General features: G+C 71.0%; 14 protein-coding genes. 3 read left to right on the top strand and 11 right to left on the bottom strand.

The window, feature by feature from the left end:
- Nucleotides 1-145: 145 nt before the first annotated feature.
- On the top strand, nucleotides 146-997 hold the full coding sequence (locus ABZU91_RS09915; RefSeq protein ID WP_355236728.1) for a DUF4240 domain-containing protein: 852 nt from the start codon (nucleotides 146-148) through the stop codon (nucleotides 995-997).
- A gap of 179 nt (nucleotides 998-1176) precedes the next feature.
- Here the strand turns inward: ABZU91_RS09915 and hisF are convergent, their stop codons facing one another.
- The 9 genes from hisF to ABZU91_RS09870 all read right to left on the bottom strand — a co-directional run bounded on the left by hisF (nucleotide 1177) and on the right by ABZU91_RS09870 (nucleotide 6320).
- Complete coding sequence (gene hisF, locus ABZU91_RS09910; RefSeq protein WP_355236725.1) at nucleotides 1177-1944, bottom strand: imidazole glycerol phosphate synthase subunit HisF; 768 nt, start codon at nucleotides 1942-1944, stop codon at nucleotides 1177-1179.
- A 72-nt stretch (nucleotides 1945-2016) separates the two neighbouring features.
- The gene (locus ABZU91_RS09905) at nucleotides 2017-3015 is read right to left on the bottom strand and encodes an NADP-dependent oxidoreductase (protein WP_355236722.1); all 999 of its coding nucleotides are present in this window, start codon (nucleotides 3013-3015) and stop codon (nucleotides 2017-2019) included.
- Nucleotides 3016-3062: 47 nt separating this feature from the next.
- Nucleotides 3063-3494, bottom strand: a complete 432-nt coding sequence (locus ABZU91_RS09900) for an organic hydroperoxide resistance protein (protein ID WP_355236719.1) — start codon at nucleotides 3492-3494, stop codon at nucleotides 3063-3065.
- Between the two features lie 5 nt (nucleotides 3495-3499).
- Nucleotides 3500-3946 carry a MarR family transcriptional regulator gene (locus tag ABZU91_RS09895; RefSeq protein ID WP_355236716.1) on the bottom strand — a complete coding sequence of 149 codons (447 nt, stop codon included), beginning with the start codon at nucleotides 3944-3946 and terminating at the stop codon, nucleotides 3500-3502.
- Nucleotides 3947-4025: 79 nt separating this feature from the next.
- Entirely contained in the window at nucleotides 4026-4415 is a 390-nt protein-coding gene (locus ABZU91_RS09890) for a RidA family protein (RefSeq protein WP_355236713.1), read from the bottom strand.
- Complete coding sequence (gene priA / locus ABZU91_RS09885) at nucleotides 4412-5137, bottom strand: bifunctional 1-(5-phosphoribosyl)-5-((5-phosphoribosylamino)methylideneamino)imidazole-4-carboxamide isomerase/phosphoribosylanthranilate isomerase PriA (protein ID WP_355236710.1); 726 nt, start codon at nucleotides 5135-5137, stop codon at nucleotides 4412-4414. The genes ABZU91_RS09890 and priA overlap by 4 nt, the downstream gene beginning before the upstream one ends.
- 14 nt (nucleotides 5138-5151) lie before the next feature.
- A complete protein-coding gene (locus ABZU91_RS09880; RefSeq protein ID WP_355236707.1) occupies nucleotides 5152-5475 on the bottom strand; it encodes a hypothetical protein in 324 nt (107 codons plus the stop codon).
- Nucleotides 5476-5514: 39 nt separating this feature from the next.
- Nucleotides 5515-6150 carry an imidazole glycerol phosphate synthase subunit HisH gene (hisH, locus tag ABZU91_RS09875; protein ID WP_355236704.1) on the bottom strand — a complete coding sequence of 212 codons (636 nt, stop codon included), beginning with the start codon at nucleotides 6148-6150 and terminating at the stop codon, nucleotides 5515-5517.
- Nucleotides 6147-6320, bottom strand: a complete 174-nt coding sequence (locus ABZU91_RS09870; protein WP_355236701.1) for a hypothetical protein — start codon at nucleotides 6318-6320, stop codon at nucleotides 6147-6149. Before ABZU91_RS09870 ends, hisH begins: the two co-directional genes overlap by 4 nt.
- 135 nt (nucleotides 6321-6455) lie before the next feature.
- Here ABZU91_RS09870 and ABZU91_RS09865 point away from each other — a divergent pair, with 135 nt between their 5' ends.
- Both ABZU91_RS09865 and ABZU91_RS09860 read left to right on the top strand, forming a co-directional pair.
- On the top strand, nucleotides 6456-6860 hold the full coding sequence (locus ABZU91_RS09865; protein ID WP_355236698.1) for a hypothetical protein: 405 nt from the start codon (nucleotides 6456-6458) through the stop codon (nucleotides 6858-6860).
- A 3-nt stretch (nucleotides 6861-6863) separates the two neighbouring features.
- Nucleotides 6864-9809, top strand: a complete 2946-nt coding sequence (locus ABZU91_RS09860; RefSeq protein ID WP_355236695.1) for a tetratricopeptide repeat protein — start codon at nucleotides 6864-6866, stop codon at nucleotides 9807-9809.
- On the opposite strand, the gene hisD is transcribed toward ABZU91_RS09860, so the two are convergent.
- Both hisD and ABZU91_RS09850 read right to left on the bottom strand, forming a co-directional pair.
- The gene (gene hisD / locus ABZU91_RS09855; protein WP_355236692.1) at nucleotides 9796-11130 is read right to left on the bottom strand and encodes a histidinol dehydrogenase; all 1335 of its coding nucleotides are present in this window, start codon (nucleotides 11128-11130) and stop codon (nucleotides 9796-9798) included. The two genes, ABZU91_RS09860 and hisD, sit on opposite strands and share 14 nt — an antisense overlap.
- 2 nt (nucleotides 11131-11132) lie before the next feature.
- Nucleotides 11133-12176: a histidinol-phosphate transaminase gene (locus ABZU91_RS09850; protein WP_355236689.1), complete on the bottom strand. Its 1044-nt coding sequence runs from the start codon at nucleotides 12174-12176 to the stop codon at nucleotides 11133-11135.
- Nucleotides 12177-12183: the final 7 nt, after the last annotated feature.

Raw genomic sequence — 12183 nt, 5'->3', positions numbered from 1 at the left:
ACGCCCAGATGGCGACCGCTGCGGCTTGGACCGCGATGACCAGCTAACACTCAACGCCGTGCTGCTCTTGCCGTACGCCGACGGCAGGAGCGGCACGGCTTGGTGCCGACTAGGCTTCAGTGCGTCCGCAGCAGAAGGAGCTCCGTTGATCTCTGAGAAGTTTTGGTCGTACATCGACCTGCTCGACGACGCGGCGAGCCCGGAGGGATGCGGGCGTCTCGTCGAGTCCCTTGGTTCGGCCGGAGAGGCCGACGTGCGGCAGTTCGCCGACGATCTCGTGGAGGCAGTGCGCGCACTCACCAGCGCGCGCCACCAGTCGCAAGCGGTCTGGGACGTGTCAGAGCCGGCCGCAACGCCCGCGCTGCCCATGTCCGACGACGTCTTTCTGTACGCCAGACTCGCCGTCGTCGCCGCCGGCCAGCGCTCGTGGCAGGCGGTCTGCGCCGATCCCGACGCCATGTCGGGGCGCTGGCATGTGGCAGATGCCGAGGAGCTGTTGGAAGTAGTGCCGGCGGCGTTCCGACGCGCCACGGGTCTGGAGTGGGACGAGGACCTGGACTTCGACATGCCGCTCGCTGGCGGCGGCCCCGGAGCCGAGGCCGGCGTCGCCGACGACGGCAAGTGGTGGAACTGGTACATGTGCGGGCACATGTACGACGTGAAAGCCGAACGTGATGAGTTCGACGCCGTGTCCTACGAACTGGAAGCGGCGATCGACGCTGATCGCGCCTGGCGGGCATGGTGGGCCGGATCCGGCGTGCCCGATCTGGAGACCTACCCGTTCTACACCTGGGACGTGGTCCCGAAACAGCGCCTGAGCAAGGGCCGAAAGGTGGTCCGAGTTCACTTCGGCTTTGACGCCGCAGTCCTGCACAACACACCCGTCCGGGACCTGCCACGTCTTGCGGCTGAGCATCAGCGGGCGATGTTCGAGTATGCGCAGGCGAGACTCGGCCTGCCGGAGATGCCGCCCGTGCCGAGGTCTGACCGAACATAGCTGGCAACGCGTCGCGGGATGTCTCCCGGGCCCGACCCCGCCGTTCGTCCCAGTGGTCAACCCGACCGCAGGTTGTGGTTGGCGGGGCATCGACGACAAGGGTGACCGCATGCGCGAGGGTCGACGTTCGACCGAACTGGGCGTCTGACCGAGCAGAAGGACGTCGCGCGATGAGCCGGCTAGCGGACCGGGTGGCCGCTGCGGCGCAGGGCGTCCTTGACCTCGCCGACGGTCAACTCGCCGAAGTGGAAGACACTGGCCGCGAGGACCGCGTCGGCCCCGGCGCCGATGGCGGGCGGGAAGTGCGCCACCTCGCCGGCCCCGCCGCTGGCGACGACCGGCACGTCCACCACGGCCCGCACCGCGCCGATCAGTTCCAGGTCGAAGCCCGCCTTGGTGCCGTCGGCGTCCATCGAGTTGAGCAGGATCTCCCCCGCGCCCAGCTCGGCGACCTGCCGGGCCCAGCCGACCGCGTCGATGCCGGTGCCACGCCGGCCACCGTGGGTGGTGACCTCGAACCCGCTGGGCGTGACGCCGGCCGGTGCACGGCGTACGTCGAGGGAGAGCACGAGCACCTGCCGGCCGAACCGGTCGGCGATCTCGGCGATCAGCTCCGGCCGCGCGATGGCGGCGGTGTTCACGCCGACCTTGTCGGCCCCGGCGCGCAGCAGCGTGTCGACGTCGCCGACCTGCCGGACCCCGCCCCCGACGGTCAGCGGGATGAAGACCGACTCGGCGGTGCGGCGCACCACGTCGAGCATGGTGCCCCGGTCGCTGGAGGACGCGGTGACGTCGAGGAAGGTCAACTCGTCGGCACCGGCCCGGTCGTACGCGGCGGCCAGCTCGACCGGGTCGCCGGCGTCACGCAGGTCGAGGAAGTTGACCCCCTTGACCACCCGCCCGGCGTCCACGTCGAGACAGGGGATCACCCGCACCGCCACCGTCATGCCGTCACCCTATCCTCCGCGTGCGGCGCGGCGGCCGACCCGAGGGGCCGACCGCCGCGCAGGACGTCCACGTCACACCCGGACGAGCATCTTGCCCAGGTTCTCGCCGCGCAGCAGGCCCAGGAACGCCGCCGGGGCGTTCTCGATGCCGTCGACGACCGTCTCGTCGTACGACAGCTTGCCCTCGCGCAGCCAGCCGGCCACGTCCTGGACAAACGTCGCGCGCACGTCGTTGTGGTCGTTGACCAGGAACCCGCGCAGGGTGAGCCGCTTGCCGATGACCAGCGCCAGGTTGCGCGGCGCGGCCGGCGGCTCGGTGGCGTTGTACTGCGCGATCATGCCGCAGATCGCGACCCGGCCGTGCAGGTTCATGGCCGAGATCGCCGCCTCCAGGTGGTCGCCGCCGACGTTGTCGAAGTACACGTCGATGCCGTCCGGAGCAGCCGTGCGCAACGAGTCGCGGACCGGCCCGTCGTGGTAGTCGAACGCGGCGTCGAAGCCGAGCGCCCGGAGCCGCTCGACCTTTGCGGCCGAGCCGGCGCTGCCGATGACCCGGCCCGCGCCCTTGAGCTTGGCGATCTGGCCCACCAGGCTGCCGACCGAGCCGGCCGCGGCGGAGACGAAGACCGTCTCGCCGGGCTTCAGGGCGGCGACCTCCAGCAGGCCGGCGTACGCGGTCAGGCCGGGCATGCCGAGCACGCTCAGGTACGCGCTGGCCGGGGCGATGCTCGCGTCGACCGTGCGCGCACGGTTGGCGTCGAGCAGCGCGTACTCCCGCCAGCCGAGCCCGTGCAGGACGGTGTCGCCCACGGAGATGTCGGGTGACTCGCTGGCCACCACCTCGCCGACGGCGGCCCCGTCGAGCGGGGCGTCGAGCGCGAACGGCGGCACGTACGACTTGACGTCGTTCATCCGTCCCCGCATGTACGGGTCGACGGAGACGTACTGGTTGCGGACCACGATCTGGCCCGGTCCGGGCGTCGGGACGTCGGTCTCGACGAGCCGGAAGGTGTCCTCGGTGGGCCAGCCTTCGGGGCGGCGGGCCAGGTGGATCTCGCGATTGCTGGTCATGGGGTGGTCGTCCTCTCGTACGCGGATGGGGGCGGGGTCCGCGCCGGTCAGGCGGCCAGGGTCTCGCGGACGGTCAGCGCGACGTCGATGTTGCCGCGGGTGGCGTTCGAGTACGGGCAGACCTGGTGAGCCTGCTCGACGAGCTGCTCGGCGGTCTCCCGAGGAACGGCCGGCAGGTCGACGACGAGCTGCGCGGTGAGCCCGAAGCCACCGCTGCCGTTGGGACCGATGCCGACCTCGGCGGAGACGACGGAGCCGGTCACGTCGGCCTTGGCGCGGCGGCCGACGATGCGCAGGGCGCTGTGGAAGCAGGCCGCGTAGCCGGCGGCGAAGAGCTGCTCCGGGTTGGCGGCGCCACCCGCGCCACCCAGCTCCTTCGGCGACGCCAGGTCCAGGGCGAACGTGCCGTCGGAGGTCTCGACGTGGCCGTCGCGGCCGTCACCGGTGGCGGTCGCGGACGCGGTGTAGAGAACCTGCATGGTGGTCACTGCTCCTTCTGTCGGTGGATGGTCTCGGTGACCCGGGTGAGGGTGTCGCGCAGCGCGACAAGCTCGTCGATGCCCAGCCCGGTGGCCTGCGCGATCCGCAGCGGGACGCCGCACAGCCGCTCGCGCAGCGCCCGACCCTGCTCGGTGAGGCTGACCTCGACCAGCCGTTCGTCGCGCGCCGAACGCTGGCGCGCCACCAGTCCGGCGTTCTCCAGCCGCTTGAGCAGCGGCGAGAGGGTGCCGGAGTCGAGCCGCAGCTCGGTGCCCAGCTCGGACACCGTGGGCGGGTCGTCGGGGCGTTCCCAGAGCACCAGCAGCACCAGGTACTGCGGGTAGGTCAGCCCGGCCTCGTCGAGGATCGGCCGGTACACGTCGGTGAGGGCGCGCGACGCGGCGTAGAGCGCGAAGCACACCTGCCGGCGCAGCACCAGGTCATCGGTCACCGTTGAACCGTAGCCCGCAATTAAGTTGTGCACAACCGATCGGTGCGGAGTGCGGCCGTGACGACCGCCACCGACGCGGTCAGCGGTCGCCGACGTACGCCTCCAACTCCACCTCGACCAGGTGCTCCGGATCGAGCAGACCGGCGACGACCACCAGCGTCGCCACCGGCCGGACTGCGCCGAAGACGGCGTTGTGCGCCCGGCCCACCTCGTCGGCGTGCAGCCGGTCGGTCACGTACATCCGGGTCCGCACCACGTCACCCGGCCCCGCGCCCACCTCGGCCAGCGCATCCAACCCGATCCGCAACGCCTGCGCGGTCTGCGCGGCCGCGTCCCCGACATGCACCACCCGACCGTCCACCGTGGCCGTGCAGCCCGCCGTGAGGGCCAGGTCACCGGCCCGGACCACCCGGGAGTAGCCGTAGCTCTGCTCCCACGGCCCTCCCGAGCCCAACCGCGTGACAGTCATGACACGGCCAGGGTGCGCAGCGCCTCGGCCACCGTGAACGCGCCCGCGTACAGGGCCTTGCCGGCGATCACGCCCTCCACACCCAGCGGCTCCAGCGTGGTCAGCGCCCGCAGGTCGTCCAGGGTGGACACGCCACCGGAGGCGATCACCGGACGGTCGGTACGCGCGCACACGTCCCGCAGCAGATCCAGGTTCGGCCCGCGCATCGTGCCGTCCTTGGTGATGTCGGTGACCACGTACCGGGTGGCACCCGCCTTGTCCAGGCGCTCCAACACCTCGTACAGGTCACCGCCGTCGCGGGTCCAACCCCGCGCGGACAACGTCTGACCCCGCACGTCCAGCCCGATGGCGACCCGGTCGCCGTACTCCCCCACCACCCGGTCACACCACTCCGGGTTCTCCAGGGCGGCGGTGCCGATGTTCACCCGAGCCGCCCCGGTGCCCAGCGCGGCGCGCAGCGACTCGTCGTCGCGGATGCCACCGGACAATTCCACCTGCACGTCCAACTGACGCACCACCTCGGCGAGCAGGTGCGCGTTGGTGCCCCGACCGAACGCCGCGTCCAGGTCGACCAGGTGGATCCACTCCGCGCCGTCGCGCTGCCACGCCAACGCCGCGTCCAGCGGGTCGCCGTAGACGCTCTCGCTGCCGGCGGCGCCCTGCACGAGCCGGACAGCCCGGCCGTCGGCGACGTCCACGGCGGGTAACAGGGTGAGGCTCACGGTCTTCTCCTCGATCAGGTACGACGGTCCAGGGCGATCACCACGATCGCCGGCAGTACGAGCAGCAACAGGACGATCAGCGCGACACGCAGCGCCAGATCGTCGACGAACGTCCAGATCAGAATCATCGCCGCCCCGGTGAGCAGCACGATCGCGGCGCGCTCACCCCGTGAGTGCCGGGCCAGCCGGCCCGTGCGACCCCGTCGGACCTGCGGCGCCAACCGGCGCAGAACCGCGCGGCGGCGCTGGCGACGTGCCACCCGGCGCTGCCGGACCGCCCGCTCCCGTGCCAGCTCCGCCTCACGTTCCGCCCGCCGACGCGCGCGCTCGCGACTCACCGCGACGCCCGCCGATCGGACGACGGACGGCGTCGGCGCTCAGCCACCGGCGGGCAGGGTGGCGAGCCAGTTGCGCAGCAACGCGGCACCGGTGTCGGCGGACTTCTCCGGGTGGAACTGCGCCGCCGACAGCGGTCCGCGCTCCACCGCCGCCACGAAGTCGGTGTCGTGGTGGGCTGTGGTCACCAGCGCGCCCGCGCCCGCCAGCGCCGCCGGGTCACCCATCGCGTACGAGTGCACGAAGTAGAATCGGCTCTCGGCCGACAACCCGGCGAACAGCACCGACCCCCGGGGCGCGCGGACCGTGTTCCAGCCCATGTGCGGGAGGCGGTGCGCGGCCAACCGGGTCACCCCGCCGGGCAGCAGCCCGAGGCCCTTGGTCACCACCCCGTGCTCCTCGCCGTGTTCGAAGAGCACCTGCATGCCCACGCAGATGCCGAGAACCGGCCGACCCGCGGCCACCCGCTCCGCGATCACCGGCCCCGCGCCCAGCGCGTCGATACCCGCCATGCAGGCGGCGTACGCGCCCACGCCCGGCACCACCAGACCATCGGCGGCGGCCGCCGCGGCCAGGTCGTCGGTCACCCGGACGGTCGCGCCCGCCGCGGCCAGCGCCCGCTCGGCCGAGCGCAGGTTGCCCGAGCCGTAGTCGAGCACCACCACGTCGGCGGTCACGACCCCGACCCCGGAATCAGCCGGAGCACCCCGGCCGCCGTGGCGAGCAGCGCCAGCAGCCCGGTGACCACGACGGCGCCACGCGGAGCGCCCTGTCGGTGCAGCGACCACGCCCCACCCACCAGCACCCCGGCCAGGATCAGCAGCAACGTCGGCAGCAAGCGATTCACGGTTCAACGATAGTGGACCGGCCGGGAGTGGCAGGGGCGCAGGCCGGCGTGCACCCCACGGGAAGAGATCAACGACCGGTCGGATATACCATCGTGCTTGAGGTACCGACCCGCTCGACATCGTGAGGAGGTTCAGTGTCCAGCCCTGAGATCGAGGCAGACGCGCTGCTCGCCGATCCGGACGAGGCGCTCCGTCGCTGGTACGCCGGTTACCTGGCGGGCGAGGAGGATCCCGATCTCATCCTGTCCGGCGGTCATCTTCCATCCCCCGCCAAGATCCAGGAATTCTTCGCCCAATGGCTGCACAGTCACCGACACCAACTCCAGCGCCTGCTCTGCGAGCAGGTCCGCTACGCCCGGTTGAGCGATCGCAGCAAGCAGCTCAGTGAGCTGGCTCTCATCGCGCTGATCGCGGGAAGCCTGTCCAAGGCCGGCACCAATGACATGATCATCGACCCACTGGCGACCGCCGCCGTACTCGTGACCCGGCGGCATCTCGACAGTCTCTGCGGGGCGGTCCCGCCCGCCGCCACCGCCTGACCCATGGACTATGCCTCGGCGCTGAGCACCTTCCTTGCCGTCCAGGCACGATCCGCCGTGGTGCGGTTACGAGATCCCGACCTAGACGGCGGCGTCTTCACCGGCTTCTTCATCTCCCCGACCGGTCACCTGATCACCGCATTCCATTCGGTCAAAGCGCGCTTCCTGGTCGCTGGCGAGAGTTTCCCGTTGGAGGTCCTCGTCACCACCGGCAACGGCCACAGAACGGTCACCACCCGCGCCCACTGTCTGCCGGGCTGCCACGACCGACTGGCCGACTGGGCTCTGCTGAAGCTCGACCTGGAGCCGTCCGGATACCTGCCGCTCAGCACGCCGGGTCGGCTGGCCGGGGACGACGTCGACTGCGCGCCGCTGCGCGTGTACGGCTTCACGGTGGCAGGCGGCGGCCACGCCGGCCTCGGGTCGCTCAGCGGCGAATTCCTGCGCGCCGTCCCCGACCGGCACCGCTTCCGCATCGCCTTCTCGGTCCGCAGTCAGGGGCAGAGCGGTGGGCCGGTCATCGACCTACGGAGCCACACCGTGGTCGGCTCGGTGGTCGGGTTTCGGGAGGACGAGCGGCTGACCGCCGACGCCGCGCTGCTCGACCGGTCGGCGCTGCCCGCCGAAATGCTCGGCATCGACCTCGACGATCTCGCGGTGGCGTGGCGGCGGCAGGCGGTGACCCACCTGGTCGCCACCCACCCCGAACTCTCCCGCCTGGGTACCGCTCCCGCACTGCTGACGCTGCCCGAACCTCATCTTGAGGGTCGCCGGCTGGTCCAGGAGGTCCGCGACGGACTGTTGAACGGCGTGACCGGCGGGATCCTGCTGCACGGACCACCGGGCAGCGGTAAGTCCGTCGTCGCCGTCGAACTGGTCCGCGACCTGCTGCGGCGCGACGTCGTCGGTTCCGTTTTCTGGTACGACTTCGAGCCGCCGGCGAACCGCTCACCGGAGCGCCTGCTGATCCGGCTCGCCCTGCACCTGCTCGAGCATCAGGGCGTCCTCGAACCCATCGACGCGTGCATCGACGACTCGTTCGCCCGCGACATCTCGTCCGCGCGGCGGGCCGTTGTGTCCGCCGTACGACAGGGCCGCCACGTCATCGTCATCGACAACTCCCACGCCCCCCAGCGCGCGGACGCCCAGGGGGTCATCGACCTGCTCGCCGAGCTGCTCTGGGCGGCCGAGGCGGGAGAATCCCTCGTCGTTCTCGCCTCCTGGGACCGACCCCCACCCTCGTTGACCGTCCCAGTCACTGAGGTGATTGGCCTGACCGAGGACGAAGTCTCGCCGTACCTCGACCTGCACGGGATCGAGGTGTCCGCGACGACCGTGGCGTGGCTCACGGAGCTGGCCGGCGACATCACCTGCGTCGAGCAGTTCATCCGTACGCCGGACTGGCAGGAGTCGGCAGAACGCGGGCAGCTCGAGGCCGGCGAGCCGGCCGAGCTGCACCGCTACTGGTTGAACCGCTACCTGGCCGAGGTGCCCGAGGGCGCGCAACGCATCCTGCTGGCGCTGGCCGTCATCGCCGCTCCGGTGGCGCGCGATGTGATCGAGCGGACTGCCGCCATCGCGTCGTTCGCGGCGACGCTGGACGCGCTCACCCACAGCCCTCCGCTGGTGAAAGCCGCCAGCGGCGTGCTACAGATCCACTCCAACGTGGCGCGGGCGGTGCTGGCAACCACCGATCAGGAACTCGTCACTCGGGCTCGGCTGAGCGCGGCCAGGGAGTTGCAGGCCAACGGCCTCTCGCTCGCCGCAGCCCGGCTCCTCATGGATGCCCGCCGGCACGAGGAGGCGGTCAGCCTGCTGTTCGCCGAACGCGACGAGATCATCGCCCGGGGCGGCGCAGGAGGGCTGCGGGCCGCCGTCGACCGCGTCGTGGCCGAAACCCCGACGACGGCCGGTTGGCTACCGATGTTGCACGCGGTGATGGCCAGCCAGGAAAGCATCCGGGGCAACTACGAGCACGCGGCGCGGCACTGGGCCGACGCGCTGCGCGCACAGCAAAGCAATCTGGCCGCCGCCGCCATGCACAACCGGCGGGCCGATGCCTTTCGGATGGCGAGTCGCTACGCGGAGGCGGACCGGGAGTACGGTGCGGCCGCCCGGGCTGCCCACGCCGGGCGCGCCGAGGAACCCCCGGTCGCCGCCCGGGAAGCCGGCTGGGCGAGCCTGGGTCGGGCAAAACTGGAACGCCTCCGCGCCGACTATCCGCGAGCTGAGCGGCGATACCGGGAGGCGGAAGACGCCTTCCGCAGCTGCCTGCACCAGACCGGTCTCATGGAGGCCGAGTTCGGCATCGGCGAGGTGCGCCGGCTTCTCGAGGACTGGCCGATCGCCCGGTCTGCCTACCAGCGCTCGCTGGAGCGGGCGGTGTCCCGGGAGAACGCGGAACGCCACGCCTACGCGCTGTGGGGCTTGGGCGAGGTGGCGCGGCTGGTCGGCGAGCACGACACGGCGGAGCGGCACCACCTCGACGGACTGGAGCGCTGTGGCCAGGTCGGGGACGTGCGCAGCGAGGGCTGGGCCCTGCTGGGTCTAGCGGAGACCTGTCGCTCGACCGGTCGACTGAACGACGCCATCCGGCTCTACACCGACGCCATCCTCCGGTTCCGGAACACCGGGAGTGAGACCGAGGTCGGGCACGCCACCCTGGGGCTCGCCGAGGCGCGCCGGGCGGGGGGTGAGCTAGACCTCGACGCCTACCGGCAGGTGAGCGCGATCTACGAGGCCCGCCACCTGCACCACAGCGCGGTGCAGTGTTCCCGGGCGTACGCGCTGGCGCTGCGCTCGTCCGGTCAGCACACCGCCGCCAACCGGCTGCTGGCCAAGGCGCGCCGCTCGGCCGCCCGCCGTAAGCTGACGACCGAGCTGGCACACCTGGGCCGAGTGATCGAGGATCACGCCTCGACGGCCTCGGTTCCGCTCAACTTCCCTTAGCCTCCCGCCGCGCCGCGGCGCGCTCCAGCACGTACGCTGCCGCGGCGGCGTGGGCGGGGAATCCTTCGTAATTGGCCAGGGTGACCGCCGTCGGGCCCACCTCCGCGACCCCCTCGTCCGAGACGTAGGCGAAGGACGAGCGCTTCAGGAAGTCCAACGTGCCGACACAGGATTGGCTCCGCGCCGTCCCGCCCGTCGGCAGAATCGCGTTGACGCCCACGGCGAAGTTCCCGAACGGGATGGAGGTGTTCTCGCCCAGCATGATCTCACCGGCATTGGTCAGCTTGGCGAGCTTGTCGAACGGGTCGGTCATGAGGACCCGGAGGTGTTCCGGGGCGTACTCGTTGACGAACCGCACCGACTCTGCCTCGTCGGCGGTGAGCACGATGCCGCCGAAGTTGCTCAGCACCGTCTCGCAGAACTCCCGACGTTGCTGCGGCAGAGCGAGGAGCAGCGACGGCAGCAACTTCTCGACCGCGTCGGCGAGCGAGCGGGAGTGGGTCACCAGCAACGCGGCCGAATCGGGGCCGTGCTCGGCCTCGACCAACAGCTCGCGAGCCGCGATGGCCGGGTCGGCCGCCCCGTCACACAGGACCACCGACTCACTCGGGCCGGCGGGCAGGCCCGGGTCGACGTCGCCGTAGACGACCCTTTTGGCGGCGGAGACGTACTGGTTGCCCGGACCGATGATCTTCTCGACCGGCTGAACCGTCTTCGTGCCGTAGGCGTAGGCGGCGATGGCCTGTGCGCCACCCATCTTGTAGATGGTGCGTACCCCGCAGAGCGCCGCAGCGACCAGTGAGGCGTCGTCGACGGTGCCGTCCGGACCCGGCGGGGTGCAGACGGCGATGTCCGGCACCTTGGCGATCACCGCAGGGGCGCACAGCATGGTCATCACGGACGGGAACGAGCCCTTGCCCCGGGGGACGTACAGACCCACGGACGTGATGGGAGTCCAGCGCTCGCCGACGAGCACGCCGGGACGCACCTCCTGCATCCACGTCGCCTGGGGAAGCTGCGCCTGGTGGTGGTGCCGGATGTTGGCGATCGCCTTCTCCAGGGCGGCCCGAACCTCCGGGTCCACCCTGGACTCCGCCGCCGCGAACTCGGCCTCGGTGACCCGCAGCTGCTCCGGCGCCAGGGTCACCCCGTCCAGGCGGGCGGTGTGCGCGATCAGGGCGGCGTCACCGCGCTCGCGGACGTCATCGATGATCTCGCGAACGGTGCCTTCGATGGCGGCGTAGTCGGCACGAACCCGTTGCATCAGCACGCGGCGCTCCGACGCCGACAGCTCGTTCAGCTCGTAACGGTTGACTCGCACCTTCATCGCTCCGTCTCCGGGCCCAGCCCAGTGGTCAGTACTCCGCGATAGACATTCATCAGCTTGGTCATTTCCTCGCGCGTGCCGAGGTTCATCCGAAACATCCCCGCCAGGAGCGGATGAGTCATCGTGCGGACGAGGATGCCGGCCGCTCGCAGCGCGACCACCGTCTCCTCCGGGCGCTCCGGCCGCACCAGGAGGAAGTTCGCCGCGCCTGGGTGGACGACCACTCCCTGGTCCCGGAAAAAGCCCACCACCTCGGGCTTGATGTCGCCCATCATCTCCCCGACCATGGCACGCATCTCGCTCAGGCGGGCGAGCTGCGCCAGACCGGCGACCACGGCCAGGGCGTTGACGTCGAACGGATTGCGGAGCTTGACCAACTGCTCGACCACCTCGGGCACCGCGACGACGTAGCCGAGCCGCAGGCCTGCCATGGCGAACGCCTTCGAGAAGGTCCGCAACACGATCAGGTTGGGCAGCTCCTGGATCAACGGAACGACGGTGGCATCAGTGAACTCGTAATAAGCCTCGTCCACCAGGACCGGGACGTCGGGCACCGACCGGGCGACCTCCGCGATGAACTCCACGTCGACCGGTGTTCCCGTCGGGTTGTTGGGGTTGACGAACACGACGAGGTCGGGCTTGCGGGCCGCGACGGCGGCCCGGAACTCCTCGTAGGGGTATCGGAGGTCGCTCGGATAGGGGACGCCGACGACCGACCCGCCAGCCAGCCCTGCGGTGTGGCCGAAGATGACGAACTCGGGACGTGCCACCACCATCGACGCGCCGGGCCTCAGGAAGGCTCGGACGCAAAGGTCGATGCCCTGATCCGAGCCGTTGGTCGGCAGGATCCAGTTGGCGGGAACACCGCAGTACTGCCCCAGAGCGGCAGCCAACTGGGGATATTCCGGGTAGCTGTGAACGCCCGCATCCCGCACGTACGCGCTCACCGCCTCCGCCACCGCGGGTGAGAGCGGCCCGGGCGCCTCGTTGCGGTCCAGGCGCATCAACCCACGGCGATCCTGCCCGGCCCAGTCGGGCACGTAGGGT

The sequence above is a fragment of the Micromonospora sp. NPDC005174 genome, from assembly GCF_040608495.1.
Taxonomy (GTDB): domain Bacteria; phylum Actinomycetota; class Actinomycetes; order Mycobacteriales; family Micromonosporaceae; genus Micromonospora.
The sequence above is the reverse complement of the archived record's forward strand: the minus strand, read 5'-3'. Positions and strand labels throughout refer to the sequence as shown.